The sequence below is a fragment of the Methanomassiliicoccales archaeon genome (assembly GCA_036504055.1).
In the GTDB taxonomy this organism is placed as follows: Archaea; Thermoplasmatota; Thermoplasmata; order Methanomassiliicoccales; family UBA472; genus DASXVU01.
The window spans coordinates 89,124-105,896 of sequence record DASXVU010000036.1; the positions used below are offsets into that span (position 1 = coordinate 89,124).

Below are 16,773 nucleotides of genomic sequence, written 5' to 3' on the forward strand. Positions count from 1 at the left end.
CACAGCCCCGGCATTATGTTAGACAGTCAGGTGAAAGGACGATTCAGGCCAGTATATTGCCAGGAAAAACGAGATATCTGCCGGACAAAGAAGTGCCAATCATACGATGCGCACAAGCAGAAGTGTCTACTCCTCAATATCGAACTTAACTGAACGGCCATTATGCCGTTTGGGCTTTTCTGGATCACTTTTACGAGCGGCGATAAGAGATTCCTCTGGTCATCATCAATCCGTTTTAAAAGGCTAGCTCCTCGGAAGGAATTGTTGTAACGGACAAAAATCTCTATAACCGTCCAGAATACGGCCTCCACTAGGGGATGGGTACAATAGTTGGGTTCCACCGTGGGGAGGACAAAAGGAACCAGGCCGTTCATGACATGAAAGCCTTCAAGCTGGTCGTGTTGTTGGGCCTCATCTCGCTCTTCATAGACATGACCGGGGATGGGTACTATAGTGTGGTAGGCCCATATCTTGGAACGTTGGGCGCCAGCGCCGCGATCATCGCGGTCATCGTGGGGATCGCCGGATTGGTGGCATATACCCCGCGACTGGCCTCCGGTTGGTACTGCGACCACACTGGCCACTATTGGAACATAATGATCGTGGGCCTGATCATCAACTTCCTTGCCGTACCGGTGCTGGCGTTGGCAGGGCACTGGGAACTGGCGTTCGGGGTCATCATCTTCGACCGGATGGGAAAGGCCCTCAGGTCCCCGGCGAGGGATGCCATCATATCCCATGCGGCAAAAGGGATGGGAGGTGCGGGACGGGCTTTCGGACTTCACGAGGCGATGAGCGACATCGGTTCCATGGTCGGTCCGATAATCGTTGCGGTCATGCTCCAGGCCAACTATGGCTACTCAGCAGCCATCGGTGTCCTGACGGTACCCGCCCTGTTGGCCGTGATAATCGTTTTCCTGACCATGCGATGGTATCCGCACCCCATCGAGCTGGAAACCCCCTGTCCGGTCGCGAACCAGGATAGGCAGGTGAAAGCAAAGCTTCCGGCCCTGTTCTGGATCTACATGTTGGCGGTAGGGTTGGTGGCCGCCGCTTTCATCGATTTCCCTTTGATATCCTTCCATATGAGCAACGAGGACCACCTGCAGATGTTCTGGATCCCGGTGCTTTTCGCCGTCGCGATGGGATTGGACGCCATAAGTGCGCTCGTCTTTGGCCATTTCTTCGACCGCATCGGAATGACCGCGATCGCGGTCGTTTTTGCGATCGCAGCATTCTTTGTCCCGCTCGTCTTTGGCACGGATCCGATGTTCATGGTGATCGGGATCGCCCTTTGGGGAGTTGGACAGGGTGCGATCGGGTCGATCCTGAGAGCGGGGGTCTCTGAACTCGTTCCCCAGAACAGAAGGGGATTGGGCTACGGCATATATGCCACCATCTTCGGAGTGTTGTGGTTCCTGGGCAGCGCCGCGACCGGCATCCTATATGTGATCAGCGTTCCGCTCATGATCGCGACCTCTGTGATGGTACAGTTCGTGGCCGTTTTCATCTTCATCTATATCCAGAGGGAGCTGCGGAAACATCCTGATCTCAAGTGCATTGCCTAATGCCATCGGTGCTGGTGGAGAGCCAGAATTCTCATTCATACCATTGAAGATGGGGGATCATACATCTGACCTAACAATTTAAGGGTCTCTGGGAGTCACAGATGGCCTAGACCCGGGAATTCCAGATAGGAAATCGGTGAGACTTTTTCTGCCGCTGGGGAAATCCATTGTGAATGATGTCTTGAACGGTTCTCGCCATGAGCGACCTTTCCCAAGAGTATTTTGAAACGTTTTGGCACGGCCGGCGGTTGCAGTAAGTCACGTGGTGGTCCATATTTCGAGGATCATCTCGCTAGCCGGCCGCGCCTTATGCCATCGACCGATTACGGTTAAACGGCTTTCGAGACAGTTATCAACGAAAGGAAAATCACTCTTGGTGGCCAGGTTTTGGCAAAGAGGACGCCGTCGCCCCCTGGGAGGAGGGGTAGGTCGAGCAACGACGGCGCGATATATTCTAGCACACCGTCCGATAAGATATTTTCCATTCCTAACGAATGTAACGGTCCAATAGATTGGGCGTTGCACGTGGAGATCAATGGCTGGAGACTTGCGCTCCATATATCAGGGTAGGCAGGCCGGGGAACATAGATGGCAAAATTTCTGTAATCCGGCCTTGCCTGTGGACAGGATATCTCCCTGGTTTGATATACCTGTTTGACGGGTTCGAATTTCTGATAATCAATATCACCACACTGGCGGGGAATTTGTGATCATGCGAAGGTCGAGACACCTGGTTAGATCATGCCCAATATTTAGCCCGCGGCGCATTAGCACGGTCACTGGTTAATCGTCGCCTCAATAGCGGGCGCCGCACATTTACACGAGTCAGTGGTTAGATATATGAAAAGCATAAGTCAACCATCACAAGAATCTGGGAAATGACCTTCCGGGCTGAATATCATTGGCAATGTTAACTCATTGCTCGTTTTGGGCCAACTATTTTATTGTCCGAGACTAATGGATTCCGGGGGGCGGACGAAGTTGGATTCCACCAAAGTATTTAGTGAATTAAAGCTAGATCTAAAGAGCCTTCTACTCGATGTCAAGAAAGAACATCTGGAAAAATTACTGGATAACGCGATCGAAGCAAAGGTTGCTAGAATGAACCAAAGGGAGATCAAAGGGTTCTTGGTCGGTATGTTGTTGAAACCCGAAAACTTCTCGATCGAGGACATTGTGGAAGCATTGGAATTTCCTGGAACCGAGATCTCACTAAGCTCACTTTTGGAAGAGCCTTCATCTGAGGAGGAAATGAAAAAGCCAGTCATTTCCGAGTACCCTGGAGATAAGTTCAAGAGCGCAACAGAAGTGCAATTACCGGCAGAAAAGAAAAGCAAATCCGCAAGGATTGATGTGGCGATATTAAGAAAGGGGTTACTTGGGAGCAACCTTACGGCGTTCGAGCTCAAGCTCAGCTCACAACGAGGGGAGATCTTGAAAGCATTCTCTCAAGCCCAAGCATATCTGGAGTTCTGCGATGAAGCCTGTGTAGCCATATCTCCCATCGTCTATGTCAAACAATATGAGCTTGTTAGAAGCCAGATGGATGAGCACAAGAAAATAGGCGTCTGGGTAGTCAACAAAAGGAAAAAATTGGCTGAAATCAGACCCATACCATATGTGGGAATAGAGAACAAAGGAAAGAAAGAAGTGATCCGTTTCATTGAAGGTGATTCAGTATCCAAGAAATGACACGAACTGTTAGGCAAAGTAAGGGTTCTCTAATGAAGGTCGTAGAAATGGCACTTCCGAGACCTCCCCCTTTGGCCTGATCACATCAAAATCAAGCTTTCGTTGATTCGGTCTCCACATGCCGAACATTATCCATCCTCGGATTCAGGAAATAGCCCTTAAATAACAATTTAATGGCTTTAACTAGTGTGGAAACGGATGATATGCCAGCAGGTGAAGGGGCCGATCCATTGATCGGCGATGTATCGGCATGCATCATGGACCTTCCACATATACGGGTAAATCTGCAGGACATCATCGAGGTCCCAAAGATCCAATCACTTATTGACGATTTCTACAAGCTGACCAATATCGGATTGGCCATTGTAGACCTGGAGGATAACATACTCGTCAGCGTCGGTTGGCAGGAAATATGCTCTAAGTTCCATCGGGTCCATGAAATAACGAAAGCCAACTGCATGGAGAGCGATCGTTATCTGACCCAGAACGTGAAGGACGGAAAATTCCTAGCCTACAGATGCAAGAACAACATGTGGGAGGTCGTCACCCCGATCTATGTCGGGGGGAAGCACATGGGAAACCTGTTCATCGGACAATTCTTTTTCGACGACGAGCCCATCGATATCGATCTGTTCAATGGAAACGCGGAGAGATATGGCTTTGAAAAAGGAGCCTATCTAACCGCCTTGAGTCAGGTGCCACGGATCAGCAGGGAGAGGGTCAATGACCTGATGAACTTCAATGTCAAACTAACTTCGCTTATTTCTCTCCTAGGTTACTGCAACCTAAGACTGATCAATGATAATAATGAGCGAAAGGTAATCGAGAAGGCCTTCCGGGAGAAGGAGAACGTCATTGACCGCATACTGTCCGCCGATCCAAATGGCATACTGATCTGTGATATCGACAATGACCAAATTGTATATCGTAATCCAAGGAGCATCGAACTGCTGGGCCATCTCCCGGAAGATATGAGATCGATCTCCGATGTGATCAAGGCGAGGGTCTATTCCGAAGACACATGGAAGATCGATAAAGCGATCTCGGAGATGAGAGATCTCAAGGATTACGAGACCAACGAGACCGAGATCAGACTCCTCAACCATATGGACCAATGGATATGGGCGCATCTGTATCTTGTCCCCTTCACGAGGAATGAGAACGGTGGGTTGACCCAGATACTATTGGTCATGCAGGAAGTGACCGAGCGTATCATGGCGGAAAAAGAGATGTCCCTTCAGCTTGAAGAGATATTCAGGACCAACGAGCTACTGACCGAGACCACCAGGGAGTTGAGCAAGAGCGAGAACGCGCTAAGGAAGGCCAACGACCAGCTGAACATAATGAACACGATCACCCGTCATGACGCCATGAACCAACTCATGGTCATCCAAGGATTCGCGACCCTCTTGGAAGGGGGTGACCTCCCCCCTAAGTATGCTGACTACGTGAAAAAGATGACCAGATCAGTCCAGGCCATCCAGGAGCAGCTGGAGTTCGTCAAGATCTACCAGGACATCGGCGTCAAGGCTCCGACATGGCAGAATCTGAACGATTGCGTCCAAAATGCAAAAAGAACGCTGACATTGAAGGACATGGAATTGCGGGAGAAGAACCTGGACATTTGGATACTGGCGGACCCGATGCTGCCCAAGGTGATCTTCAACCTGCTCGAGAATGCCGTCAGGCATTCAGGAGGAGCCAAGCTGATGACCGTTTCCGCTGAAGAAGCAGGGAACGTGCTCAAGATCGTTTTCGAGGACAATGGATCCGGAATAACGCCAGAGGACAAGGTCCACCTTTTCGAGCGGGGATTCGGCAAGCACACCGGGCTGGGGCTGTTCCTTATCAGGGAGATCCTGAACATCTCCAATATCCAGATCGTTGAGAACAGCGAACCAGGTAAGGGAGCAAGGTTCGAGATATCTGTGCCATCTGGTTCGTGGTGCAGCAACTAGGGGGCACATTTTTCACCATCTACCGATGATACGACCATGTCTGGGAACAGATAACAATAACTGTTAACATTTTTAATGCGACATAAACTAACCATACCATATCCCATGGGTTGTAACCGCGAGCAGGACAATACATCCACATCTGGGATCTGGCGACCGAAGCACGGGACGATTAGATACATGAAATCCCGGCACGCGAAGCCAGTCAAAAGAGACAAGCATAACCATATAAGTAAGTGTCAATATCGGACAACAGAAAAAGAGAAAACGTGAATTTAATGACAGCGACTTTCGAATCACTAAACCTTGAACCGTTCATCATGAAGGCCATCGAAAAGATGGGCTTTGAAGAACCGACACCTGTACAGGTAGAGACCATCCCCCTCATCATGGAGGGAAAGGATGTCATGGCCCAGGCCCAGACAGGCACTGGCAAAACAGCAGCTTTCGGTATACCTATCCTTCAGAAATTGACCTGCAGCAGGAAGCCATCGGCGCTGATCCTAGTCCCGACAAGAGAACTGGGCGTACAGGTTGCGGCGGAGATCAGCCGCCTGGCAGAGTTCATGAAGGGGGTCAGTGTCCTCCCCGTCTATGGCGGTCGCTCCCTTGACGAGCAATTCCGTGCATTGGAACGAGGGGTCGACATCGTCGTCGCCACCCCAGGCCGTCTGATGGACCACATGCAGAGAAGGACCATCGACCTGAGCGAAGTGCAATTCCTCGTTCTGGACGAAGCGGACCGCATGCTGGACATGGGTTTCATAGAGGATATCGACTACATCCTTTCCAAGTTGCCGAAAGAGCGCCAGTCCATGCTCTTCTCTGCCACTATCCCGGAACAGGTACGCAAGATCGCGGCCGAGCATATGCACGATCCCATACGTGTCATCATCAGCGAGGACAAGCTGGTCCTTCCGTCGACCAGACAGATCTATTTCAACATCGAGAGGAAGAACAAGATCTGGGCGCTCTGCCGTGTGCTGGACAAATATCAGCCGAAGGCAATGGTGTTCGCCCAGACGAAGATGATGGTCAATACGATCGAGCGCGTTCTGAAATCCTATGGTTATCCGGTCGCATCGCTCCATGGCGATCTGACCCAATCGAGACGTGAGAAGGTGCTGACCGACTTCCGTTCCGGCAAGATCATGATCCTTATCGCTACCGATGTTGCAGCCCGTGGTCTGGACATCGAGGACGTCACCCATGTCATCAACTTCGACATACCTGAGGACCCAGAGGTGTATGTCCACCGCATCGGTAGGACCGGCCGGGCAGGAAAGGAGGGTGTGGCCATCACGTTCATCACCGCCCGCGAGATGTACCTCCTGAAGAAGATCAAGGAGTTCGGCGTCGTGGAGATGAAAGAGGAACCAGTGCCTGAATCCGGACAAAAGGACGTGGTCAGAAGAGTGGTCGATTTCGAGGCATACTCGGACATCTTTGGAATGGTGAAGTTCCGTATCTCGCTGGGAGAGAAGGATCATATCCGTTCCATTGACATCGTCGATATCCTGTCCAGAAGGCTCAGGGTGAACGAGATGTCCATCGGCAACATAGAGATCCATGATGATTACACCGAGGTCGAGGTGCACAAGGATGGAGCATCCAAGGCCTTGGCCGGACTGCGCGCTATGGAAATCGACGGGAAGAAGCTACACGTTGACCTGGTCCCGGTCAAGAATTTCTAAAATCCATTAAAAAATGATTCCGGGGCGTCAAGCCCCGTAAGTGTTTTCTCTCACTTCTTCCGACCGGGTATGTTCACGTATTTCGACCAGCCGGTCTTCTTGCCTGGCTTCTTCGCCATACCGGTCAGGACGATGTCCTTCTTGAACAAACTTACCGCGATGAACATGGTCACGAATGCGAATATCGCCTCGTATGCAATCCCGGCGATCACGATGCCGGTGTTATCGAACATCAGCGACCGCATGGCTATCATGGGGTGCGAGAACGGTATCACGAATACCAGAATCTGCCCCACCAAAGGCAGCGTGTCGAAATCAGCGAATATCAGCACGAACATCGGGATCAGCGCCAGGAACGTGATCGGCATGGTCATTGACTGGGCTGCCTTGTAGTTCTTGGTGAATATTCCCAGCAGCATGCACAATGCCAGCGCCGAGATGAGCGCCAGGAACAGCGATATGCCGACCAATATGTAATCGAACAAGCCCAGGCTGATGCCGTACTTGCTGAGGTCGACCGCGGACGAGGCGTTCAGCGAGTTCATGTAATAGCCCATGCCGATCATGTAGATTATCGCCATGACAAGTCCGACAATGGCCGCACCCGCCAACTTACCGGCGACTATCGAAGACCTTCGTAGCGGCAAGGTCAGTAACGTCTCAAGGGTCTTGTTCTCCTTCTCTGTCCCCATGGAGGTGATGACCATGCTTCCGGCCATGATGACCACCATGACTATGATGAGCGGGACGATAATGCCTTGCGAGGCCATGACCGCTGATATCGCGGATGGCGATATGCCGCTCATCTCACGGCCTTTGAACACGGTCGTCTCGGACAGATACGTCGGGTTCAGGATGACCGCGGAGCTCACCGGGACCTTCTGATCGATAAGATAGGTGGACACATTGTGGTTCATCTGGGCCAATGACAGGCTCACGATGGAGGATTGTACTCCTTCAAGCGCGCCTGCACCTTTCATCATCCAATATATCTGGATGGCCGCTGAATGGTTGGCTGAGATAAGTTGGCTGAAATTGGATGGAATGACTATCAGTGCTGCTCCGTTCCCGGTATCGATCTTGCTGAGTCCTTCCTGGACCTTCGAAACGTCCGTTCCGTTGTATGAGTAGATGATCTTCGATGTACTGTTCAGGGCGTAGAAAGCTATCCCTGACAGCTCTGACTGGCTCTGGTCGATGACCCCTATGGCGGGTTTTTCCTGCAGGCTCTTCTGGGTTCCGCCTATGACACCTCCAAGAGAGGCGAACACCACCGCCATGATGATGATGGGGATCAAGGTGGCCGGCGTCAGCAGCTCCTTGACCTCCTTCTTGATAATATTACCAATACTGCTCATTTTACCAACCTCACGAACACTTCCTCGATGTTTGCCGCATCATATTTCTTCTTGAGCTCCGCCGGTGTTCCCATCTCGACGATGTGGCCATCGTTGATGAGCGCGATCCGGTCGCACATGAGCTCCACCTCCAGCATGTTGTGGGATGACAGCAGGATCGTCGTTCCTTCCTTTACTGTCTCCCTCACCGTGCGCCTGACCTCCTGGGCGTTCAGGACGTCCAGGCCGGATGTTAGCTCGTCGAGTATGGCTAGCTTTGGCCTGATCATGAGCGCCCGGGCCACCAATAGCCTCCGGGCCATGCCTTTGCTGTAGGTATCGACCTTATCATCGATCCTCTCGCCCAATCGGGCGATCTGCAGACCACGCTCGACCATGTGCTTCTGCGAGGCGCTCTCCCCAAAAAAGGCGGCTATGAAATCCAGATATTGTCTTCCGGTCAGGTTCTTGTATGCTCCCGCATCCTCTGGAAGGTAGCTGATGATCTTCCTAACCTCATCCGCCTTTGTGGCAAGATCGTACCCGTAAACGTTGATCGAACCTGATGTGATCTCCAGAATGGTGGCGAGGATCCTTAGAGTGGTGGTCTTCCCGGCCCCGTTCGGGCCGATCAGTCCGAAGATCTCCCCTTCGTTGACGTTGAACGAAATTCCCTTGACAGCGTTGATTCCGCCATAGCTCTTGACGAGGTCCTTTACCTCAATCGCGTACATTCTTCATCCCCATCGACCGTCCCCCGGTCGAATTGGAATCAGACCTGAGAACATTAACCTTTCCCTGGCATTGCATTGCAGAAACTGGAATCGAACTATCTCATCCTCTGGACCTTTCCACGATTGGAGGGACATAGCGGAAGAATGGTGTCCCTCATATGAGATCGGCTTGGTCAGCATTTTCATGAACTAATTCAGCTTTTCCAGGAAGCATGGGCGATCATCTCGACATCGTGGAACGAATCGGGATCGAGGTGTACGTGACCGGCATCGGCACCTTGGTCTCATATAATTCGGCTATCACCTCCAGGTGCCTTCCCGAAAATCGAACCGGGCAATGTTCAAATGGGTCATTCACTGGCATCGGACAATTACATCTTCAGCATGTCGCTCACAATTTCTTATCTTCAGTCCTACGCCATTTCGCACAATGCTGTCAGAACGTTGATGAAGGACTTGGGATATGCTATCGAAAAAAAAAGAATAAGTGATTTCGGGGCAGTGGCATCTTGCCAGCGCCCTTTGGTCATTTCTCTTACTTCGCCCTGGAGGTCTTCTTTGGCTGTCCTTGTTTCAGGGAGGTGAAGAAGTCGTGGTGCTCCTCCTCCTGTTCAAGGATCTGCTCGAAGATGAAACGGGTCGTCTTGTCCCCTTCCTTCTCCGCTACCTCCATTATCTCCTTGTATAGGTTTATCGCGAACTCCTCTGCAGCAATATCATTGTCGACCATCTCCCACATCTCGCCACCGACCTGGATAGGGGCGGGCTTGGTGGTGGGCACTCCTTCCAGATACCAGAGACGTTCGGCGATCTTCTCTGCGTGCTTCATCTCTTGTATGGCTATCTCCTTGAACTGCTCAGAGACCGCATAGTGCTCTACCCCGATCCACTGAACGTGCTGCCACATATACTGGATTGTTGCCTGGATCTCCGCGGCCAATCCCTTATTCATGAGATCCTTGAGCTTTTGTGATGCCATGTATGATATCTCCAATGGTCTTTCTGACCAATCGGAATATAACATTCTAACCTACGGTTAATATAGATTTTGGTTCTGTGAAATGTTATGCCAGATACTCATCGGGAGAGCGGGGGACGACCGTCCAGCTCTTGGTCCACCAATATGCCAGAGTGGACATGAGTGCGGTGGCCATCAGGATCACCGACACCGACCATATCATGATCGGAGGATCGAGACCGATCACATATGAGAATATGGTCGCCAGGGTGTTGGGCACCAGGAGGGCCGTCCCGAGGACGGTCATCCATGTCAGGGCGAGGACCATCCTATTGTTGATGACCAACAACTGATTGTTGTAAAGGGCTTGCAGCACGTCCATTCCGGAGACCAGTACCTCTGACATGTTCTCGGACAGCTCCACCTGACGTGCTACGTCCTCGCTCATGAGGTTCAGCCGCCCCAGGATCTTTTGGTTATCGTCGATCAGTTCTGCATCGCCAAAACGCAGCGAATTGATCACGTCCAACAGATGCCACAGGGTGCTGAGGTAGACTATGGTGGTATGCTTGACCTGGAAGATCCGCTTCCCCACGTCCTTCACGTGGATGCTCATCTCCGACAGTTCACCACCGACCGAGTCTGCATGATCCTCTATGAACCGAAGCTGGTCGAAATGGTCATTGCAGTTCTCGTCCAACAGCCGTATCAGGAAGAGGGTCCTTTTCTCCGACAGGGTCAGAGCGGGGCCCATTTTCTTCAGATAGGTGTCGGCATAGCGTGAGAATTGCACAAGATGGGATGCCGCCACCCCATGTATGGTGAGTATCAGATTGTCCTTGACCAGGAAGTATGACGGCTCGATCTCCGGGTCGGGCCTTTCCACTCTCACTGAAGGTATCCGCATGCCGAGCTCTGTCTCCAGGTCTACGTATTCTGAGAGCTTGTCGGACCGGAGAGAATCCAGCATCACCTTGGAGAAACCGAAGCCCAGAGCCACTTCATCGGCGTCCTCGATGTCCGACGCCGTGTGGTCCACCCATGTGAACGTTCCCAGCGCCACCATTTCGATGGCCTTCGACATGACCAGATCGTATTGCTTTGTGATGCCCCCGGAGGGCTGGACGCTCACCAATATGGTGGTGGAAACACCTGGAGTCGAGCGGGTCCCGTTGACGCGACATAGATCCCCGACCGGGATCGATTCCCGAACCTCATTCACGTCCATCCGATCCGCTCCATGATCATGTCAATTGGTGAACTCGTCCGCCTTTTTCGGAAGGTTGACCCGCTTCTTCACCCACCAATAGGCCAGGAGGGTGGAGTTCACCGTGGCGATGGTGATCACCCCCAGTGTCCACACCAGGGTCCGAAGGTCCACATTCAGGGCAAAACCGAAAATTGTGGCCAAGGTGTTTGGAACCAGGACGGCCGTGCCCAGGATCGTAAGCCAGGTCATGGTCAGCGACATCCGGTTGTTGAGGATCTGCAATTGGTTGTTGTACAACGACTGCAAGACCTCCAGACCGGATGCCAACACCTCGGACATGTGCTCTGACAGAGATATCTGCCTGTTCAGGTCATCCGCCAATAGACCGATCTTGTTCAGGACCTTCTGGTTGTCGGTGATCGTATCAGCATCGCCGTAGCGAAGGGAGTTGACCACGTCGAGGGTGCGCCAGAGGGTGTTCAGGTAAGTGATAAGCGAGTGTTTCATACCATAGATCTGTTTCCCCACCTGGGTCCGGGGCGAGCTCGGATCCACCAGGACCTGGCTCATCTCATCTGCCTGTTCCTCGATCTCCCGAAGCTGTTCGAAGTTCCTGGTGTTGTTCTCGTCCAATATGCGGAAGAGGGTCATGGTGAGCTTGTCCTCGGCCGGCATGACCTCCGGGAGCTTCTTCAGGTAAATGTCCGCGTAACGGGAGAATTGGACCAGCCTCTGCACATCGCTGTCATGGATGGTCAGGATGAGGTTCTTCTTGACCAGGATCAGAAGAGGGAACACTGTCAGCTCGAGGCCCCTGACCCGCACGGCCGGCACCATTATCCCCAATTCCGTCTCACGGTCCTCGTAGGCCGCATAATATCCTTTCAGCAGGGTCGGGACCAGGGACTCACCGAACCCGTACATGGTGGCGACGGCCGTTCCATCCTTTTCCAGATCGTCCACTCCGCAATTGAGCCATGAAAGGGTTGAGGAATATACCGTAGGAATGAAATCTCCGGGGATCTGGCTGGACGATTTCACCGGCCGATTGCTCCCCTGGGGAATTGAAACGCAGATGACCTTCGCTTTCCCCTTACCGTTCAGCTCCGCCTCGGGTGCCCCGTTCATCGGTCTTGCCGATGCGGCCTCGCCAGGTTTCGATCCGTTCTCCATTGACGTCCCTCCGCGTTTAAATATAAAGGCGACCTGGTATCCGGCAAGGGTGATATACCTTTTTTGGAGAGATTTCTCTATTTAAATTCTAGAATGTCCAGAAACTTCTGGAAAACATCAGTGCAATAGCTCCGATCTAGGTGGAGGAACGGGATCGCATTGTGGATCCCCTCGGCTATCTCAATCCTCTCGGTATCGGTAAGAGATGTTGCAGCCGCCTTCTCTCGAGACCATGCACGGCCCCATCGGGTGCTTAGGATTGCATGCCCTGCCGAACGCCGGACATTCCTTTGACTCTATCAGTCCACGCAACATTTCGGCGCAGCGACAGTTGCCCATGTCCTCCTTGACCTCTGGTGCGGTGGCGAGGATTTTCTCGTGAACGATGCGAGCGTTCTGTCCGTCGAACTCGGGACGAAGCTCTAGGGCGCTCTTGGGTAACATCGGGAAACCGCGCCAGTTCTTATCTACCGTCTCGAACACATCGTCGAGCATCTTGATCGCGATCGGGTTTCCCTCAGGTCTGACCACGCGGGAGTACTCGTTCTCCACCTCGGCCCTGCCTTCGCGGATCTGGGTCACCATCATATAGACTGTGACCAGGATGTCCAAGGGCTCGAACCCGGCGACAACTTGCGGAACATGCATATCCCGGGCGAACCTCTCGAAAGGCTGGGTCCCAATGATGGCAGCCACATGTCCAGGCTGGATCAGGCCATCAATCCGCACCTCGCCCATCCTGAACAATGCGTCCAGGGCAGGCGGGAGGATCCGGTGACAGCTCAAGAAGGTAAGATTCTTAGGTACCCCACTCAGAACCACCGAGGCGGTCGTCGGGCTGGTGGTCTCGAACCCTATGGCCATGAAGACGGCGTCCTTGACCTCCGGGGCGATGCGCAGGGCATCCTCCACAGAATATACCACCCGCACATCAGCACCCTCGGCCTTGGCATCCGCCAGCGATCCGATCGGCGTCGGTACGGTGAGCATGTCGCCGAAGACGGCGATGGTCACGCCGTTCTTCGCCAGTGTAATGGCTTCGACCACTTCCTTGGTGGTGGTGACACAGACCGGACATCCTGGCCCTTGTCGGATTCGTACGCCCACCCCCTTCAGCATCTCCTCCAGGCCGAACTTGACCAGAGTATCCTGATGTGTGCCGCAAACGTGCATGAACTGGAGGTCCAGATCGTATTTGCCGAGATTCTCGATGATCTTCTTGGCTGTGGCTTCCTCTCTGAATCGGAACATTATTTCTCCACCACCTTGATCGATGAAATCCTGCAGCTCTTGCCCTTGACCACCTTGACGCCGGCGCCGCACTTGGGGCAGGAAAGCTTAGGGATGCTGTTATGGAAAGACTCGTCTACATAGTATTCGGCCGGACCCTGGAAACCGCAGGTGGGGCATGAGACCTCGGCCTTTTCGTCCTCGAAGACCAAACTCGATCCCTCCAGCACCGTCTCCCTGGTCATGATCTCATAGGCGAAGGCGAGCTGGTCCTTGCCCAGATAGGTCATTTCCCCTACCACCAGGTTGACCTCTTCCACCTTCTCGATGTCATGCTTCGCCAGTTCCGCCATCACCGCGTCTAGGATGCCGGACATGACCGATACTTCGTGCATTGAAAATGCAAACGGGAAGGTCCTATTTATTTAGTTACTGGCGAAGGGCATTGGATTACGATGGAAAGCCACGCGGACATCTATCGATGTCGATTGACGCCGGAACAATTGCCAATGGTAAATGGTTCCATAGCAACGGCGTCAAATCGGCGGGATAGCACCGAACCTCAGCCAAGAGACCGACCAAATGCTAAATATTCCGAGCTATCAAATTCATTTCGATTACCATGGTGAAGGCCCTTCAGTTCAATTGCCCCTGCGGATTCAGCTTGATCACGCCGAACGGTATGGAAGAATTGATGAAACATGTAACGGCTCACAAATCGGACCGCCATCCAGATATGAACCTGAGCCAAAAACAGTTGGACTCGATGATCAAAGAGGTGGACATTGTGGTCATGGGACCAAAGAACGTAGGCAACATGCAGAAGGAGGAGACAGAGGCCTGGAGGGTCCAGGAGAGCATCGGGCGGCGGAGCCGCTAAAGTGAATGACGATGCCCCCTACCAGCATCATATCGAGCCAGGGACGAAGCGTGCGCCTTTCATCTGGATATTTAGAGGCTAAGAAACCTGAACAACGCTTTTATATCTCTAGTCCAATACGAATGACGGAATGCCAGAAGAAGAGAGGACGCGGGGCGAGATAATGCTCGAATCCATCATTGAGGGCAAGAAGATGGAGGCCTACGTCGAGCACTGTACAAAGGACATGCATGTCTGTACATTCTGCGGCATGATAGGCTATAAGAAGCAGCCTATGAGGCTGATAGGAAAGAAATGGCTCTGCATCGACTGCCTCCGCCAGCTCAAGGAGACCATGGAAACCATGGATCAATGGGAAGCGGAACTGCAGCTAGAGAAGGAAATGTCCAAGAAGATCGATGAGACGCTCGGGTTGTGAATCGACCTAGACGCTTTTTCGCTCATCATCATCTGGCAAGGATGCAAAATAGTCGCAGTGGACCTTTACTGAGCATCTGTCACATCGAGGACGCCGGGGAAGACATATCCTTTGGCCGAACCGGATCATGATCGCATTGATCTCGCACCATAGTTCCTTGGGTGCGATCTCCTTGAGTGCGACCTCGGTCTCATCCGGAGATACCGTCTTCACCAGACCGATCCGGTTTGATATCCTGTGCACGTGCGTATCCACGCAGATGGCTGGTATCCGGAAACCGTAGGAGAGGACACAATTGGCGGTCTTACGCCCGACCATCGGGAGTGTTAGCAGGACCTCGATGTCCGAGGGGACCGTGTCGCCGAATTCTAGGTGAAGGCGGCGGCATATCTCCTTGATCGCCTTGGCCTTGGCCTGGGGAAATCCAGCTGGGCGAACAAGTTCGATCAGCTCTTCCAGGTCGGCCGAGGCGATGGCGCCAGGCGAGTCGAAACGGGAGAAGAGAGCTTTGGAGGCGTTGAAGGTGTTCTGGTCCCTGGTACGCTGGGAAAGGACCGTGGAGATCAAAACGTGGAACGGATCCCGGGCCCAGACCACATCGATGTGCTCCATCGCCCCAGGATAGGCCTCGTCTATCACCTGCCCCTTCATTGACATCAATAGCGGTCTAATGCGTTTCATGATCTTCCCACCACCGCATGGCCTCGCCGATGGTGTACAACGACCCCCCTACTATGACAGTATCCTCCGGCCCTGATCTGGCCAACGCTTCCCCAATTGATGCCCCCACATCCTGGCAGACTGAGACGTCCTTGCAGAAGAGCATCATCGCATCCCTTACCTGTTCAGGGGAGAATGCTCTCTGGGTCTTCGGCCTGGTGGCGATGACCGAATCGGCTACTTTCCCGAACTCTGAAGCGATGCCTTCCAGATCCTTGTCGTTCAGCACACCCAGAATCACGGTGGTATGACCCTGCCGGATCTTCAGCAGCTCATCGACCGCCACCCTTGCACCCTCAGGGGTGTGGCTGACGTCGAAGATGATCAAGGGGCTTTCCAGAACCACCTCCAACCGTCCGGGCCAGACGACCCTGGACAATCCCAGGACGATGGACTCCTCGGTAATTTTGAGCCCTCTCTTCCTCAATTCGAGTGCAGCCTCGCAGGCCATTGCCGCGTTGGATGCCTGATAGGCGCCCAGGAGAGGCACCTGCGCCGTCCTTCCGATCGATGATAGATGTAAGCCGACTCCGGAACGGTCGCTTCCCATCGGTCTGAAGTAGAAGTCCTTGCCCAGCCGGGACAGGTACGTGCCCCTGTCCCTAGCGATAGAATCCAGGACCTTGAGCACCACCGGGTCTTCCTCGGCGGTGATCACGATCGCGGAAGGCTTGATAATGCCAGCCTTTTCGTAGGCGATCTTTGCCATCGTATCGCCCAGATAGGTCACGTGCTCCATGCTGATGCGCGTGATGACGCACACGTCCGGGACGATCACGTTGGTGGCGTCGAGGCGGCCCCCCATCCCGACCTCGATGACCGCAACATCTACCCCCTCACGGGCAAAATGCAGGAACGCAATGGCTGTGGTCACCTCAAAGAAAGTGAGAGGCCGGCTTTCGGCATCCGACGACCGATCACCTGCCGCACGTACCTCCTTGGCCAAGGCCACGACCTCGGCCTCGGAGATCATCTCCCCGTCGACCATGATGCGCTCCCTGAAGTCCACCAGGTGCGGCGATGTGTAAAGTCCAGTGCGCAGTCCGGAGGCTTGCAGGATGGACGAGGTCATGGCGCAGACGGAACCTTTCCCATTGGTCCCGGCAACATGGACCGAACGATACGCGTTCTGAGGGTTCTCCAGGTTGTTCAACAGTTCCCTGACCCTCCCCAGTCCCAGCTTGATGCCCATGTTCTCCAG

The 16,773-nt window shown here is 53.1% G+C and carries 15 protein-coding genes; 6 read left to right on the forward strand and 9 right to left on the reverse strand.

Annotated features, from left to right (window positions below; translation table 11 throughout):
* Positions 1–317 precede the first annotated feature (317 nt).
* From VGK23_09060 to VGK23_09075, 4 genes are all read left to right on the forward strand, one after another.
* Positions 318–1,568 (forward strand): MFS transporter, encoded by a 1,251-nt coding sequence (locus VGK23_09060; protein ID HEY3420687.1) that lies wholly within the window; start codon positions 318–320, stop codon positions 1,566–1,568.
* Between the two features lie 981 nt (positions 1,569–2,549).
* Positions 2,550–3,260 (forward strand): hypothetical protein, encoded by a 711-nt coding sequence (locus VGK23_09065; GenBank protein ID HEY3420688.1) that lies wholly within the window; start codon positions 2,550–2,552, stop codon positions 3,258–3,260.
* A gap of 203 nt (positions 3,261–3,463) precedes the next feature.
* Entirely contained in the window at positions 3,464–5,218 is a 1,755-nt protein-coding gene (locus tag VGK23_09070; protein ID HEY3420689.1) for a PocR ligand-binding domain-containing protein, read from the forward strand.
* 278 nt (positions 5,219–5,496) lie between these two features.
* A complete protein-coding gene (locus VGK23_09075) occupies positions 5,497–6,912 on the forward strand; it encodes a DEAD/DEAH box helicase (GenBank protein ID HEY3420690.1) in 1,416 nt (471 codons plus the stop codon).
* A gap of 50 nt (positions 6,913–6,962) precedes the next feature.
* On the opposite strand, the gene VGK23_09080 is transcribed toward VGK23_09075, so the two are convergent.
* The 7 genes from VGK23_09080 to hypA form a co-directional block, all read right to left on the reverse strand.
* Complete coding sequence (locus tag VGK23_09080) at positions 6,963–8,270, reverse strand: ABC transporter permease (protein ID HEY3420691.1); 1,308 nt, start codon at positions 8,268–8,270, stop codon at positions 6,963–6,965.
* Positions 8,267–8,983: an ABC transporter ATP-binding protein gene (locus VGK23_09085; GenBank protein ID HEY3420692.1), complete on the reverse strand. Its 717-nt coding sequence runs from the start codon at positions 8,981–8,983 to the stop codon at positions 8,267–8,269. The genes VGK23_09080 and VGK23_09085 overlap by 4 nt, the downstream gene beginning before the upstream one ends.
* 535 nt (positions 8,984–9,518) lie before the next feature.
* Positions 9,519–9,962, reverse strand: a complete 444-nt coding sequence (locus VGK23_09090; protein HEY3420693.1) for a ferritin-like domain-containing protein — start codon at positions 9,960–9,962, stop codon at positions 9,519–9,521.
* 85 nt (positions 9,963–10,047) lie between these two features.
* Positions 10,048–11,169: a CorA family divalent cation transporter gene (locus VGK23_09095; GenBank protein ID HEY3420694.1), complete on the reverse strand. Its 1,122-nt coding sequence runs from the start codon at positions 11,167–11,169 to the stop codon at positions 10,048–10,050.
* A gap of 21 nt (positions 11,170–11,190) precedes the next feature.
* A complete protein-coding gene (locus VGK23_09100; GenBank protein ID HEY3420695.1) occupies positions 11,191–12,324 on the reverse strand; it encodes a CorA family divalent cation transporter in 1,134 nt (377 codons plus the stop codon).
* Between the two features lie 180 nt (positions 12,325–12,504).
* Positions 12,505–13,575, reverse strand: coding sequence for a hydrogenase formation protein HypD (gene hypD / locus VGK23_09105; GenBank protein ID HEY3420696.1), 1,071 nt, complete (start codon positions 13,573–13,575; stop codon positions 12,505–12,507).
* Positions 13,575–13,949, reverse strand: coding sequence for a hydrogenase maturation nickel metallochaperone HypA (hypA, locus tag VGK23_09110; GenBank protein HEY3420697.1), 375 nt, complete (start codon positions 13,947–13,949; stop codon positions 13,575–13,577). The genes hypD and hypA overlap by 1 nt, the downstream gene beginning before the upstream one ends.
* Before the next feature lie 227 nt (positions 13,950–14,176).
* Between hypA and VGK23_09115 the strand changes: the two genes are divergently transcribed.
* Together VGK23_09115 and VGK23_09120 are read left to right on the forward strand one after the other, a co-directional pair.
* The gene (locus VGK23_09115) at positions 14,177–14,434 is read left to right on the forward strand and encodes a hypothetical protein (GenBank protein ID HEY3420698.1); all 258 of its coding nucleotides are present in this window, start codon (positions 14,177–14,179) and stop codon (positions 14,432–14,434) included.
* Positions 14,435–14,564: 130 nt separating this feature from the next.
* Positions 14,565–14,852: a hypothetical protein gene (locus tag VGK23_09120; protein HEY3420699.1), complete on the forward strand. Its 288-nt coding sequence runs from the start codon at positions 14,565–14,567 to the stop codon at positions 14,850–14,852.
* A 6-nt stretch (positions 14,853–14,858) separates the two neighbouring features.
* On the opposite strand, the gene nth is transcribed toward VGK23_09120, so the two are convergent.
* Together nth and VGK23_09130 are read right to left on the reverse strand one after the other, a co-directional pair.
* A complete protein-coding gene (gene nth, locus VGK23_09125; GenBank protein HEY3420700.1) occupies positions 14,859–15,533 on the reverse strand; it encodes an endonuclease III in 675 nt (224 codons plus the stop codon).
* On the reverse strand, positions 15,520–16,773 hold a 1,254-nt coding region (locus VGK23_09130), incomplete at its 5' end, for a folylpolyglutamate synthase/dihydrofolate synthase family protein (protein ID HEY3420701.1). The genes nth and VGK23_09130, both read right to left, overlap by 14 nt.

Coding starts and splice junctions, on each gene's coding strand:
- VGK23_09060 (HEY3420687.1), top strand. CDS start 318: ATGGGTACAATAGTTGGGTTCCACCGTGGGGAGGACAAAAGGAACCAG.
- VGK23_09070 (HEY3420689.1), top strand. CDS start 3,464: ATGCCAGCAGGTGAAGGGGCCGATCCATTGATCGGCGATGTATCGGCA.
- VGK23_09075 (HEY3420690.1), top strand. CDS start 5,497: ATGACAGCGACTTTCGAATCACTAAACCTTGAACCGTTCATCATGAAG.
- VGK23_09080 (HEY3420691.1), bottom strand. CDS start 8,270: ATGAGCAGTATTGGTAATATTATCAAGAAGGAGGTCAAGGAGCTGCTG.
- VGK23_09085 (HEY3420692.1), bottom strand. CDS start 8,983: ATGTACGCGATTGAGGTAAAGGACCTCGTCAAGAGCTATGGCGGAATC.
- VGK23_09090 (HEY3420693.1), bottom strand. CDS start 9,962: ATGGCATCACAAAAGCTCAAGGATCTCATGAATAAGGGATTGGCCGCG.
- VGK23_09095 (HEY3420694.1), bottom strand. CDS start 11,169: ATGGACGTGAATGAGGTTCGGGAATCGATCCCGGTCGGGGATCTATGT.
- VGK23_09100 (HEY3420695.1), bottom strand. CDS start 12,324: ATGGAGAACGGATCGAAACCTGGCGAGGCCGCATCGGCAAGACCGATG.
- hypD (HEY3420696.1), bottom strand. CDS start 13,575: ATGTTCCGATTCAGAGAGGAAGCCACAGCCAAGAAGATCATCGAGAAT.
- hypA (HEY3420697.1), bottom strand. CDS start 13,949: ATGCACGAAGTATCGGTCATGTCCGGCATCCTAGACGCGGTGATGGCG.
- VGK23_09115 (HEY3420698.1), top strand. CDS start 14,177: ATGGTGAAGGCCCTTCAGTTCAATTGCCCCTGCGGATTCAGCTTGATC.
- VGK23_09120 (HEY3420699.1), top strand. CDS start 14,565: ATGCCAGAAGAAGAGAGGACGCGGGGCGAGATAATGCTCGAATCCATC.
- nth (HEY3420700.1), bottom strand. CDS start 15,533: ATGAAACGCATTAGACCGCTATTGATGTCAATGAAGGGGCAGGTGATA.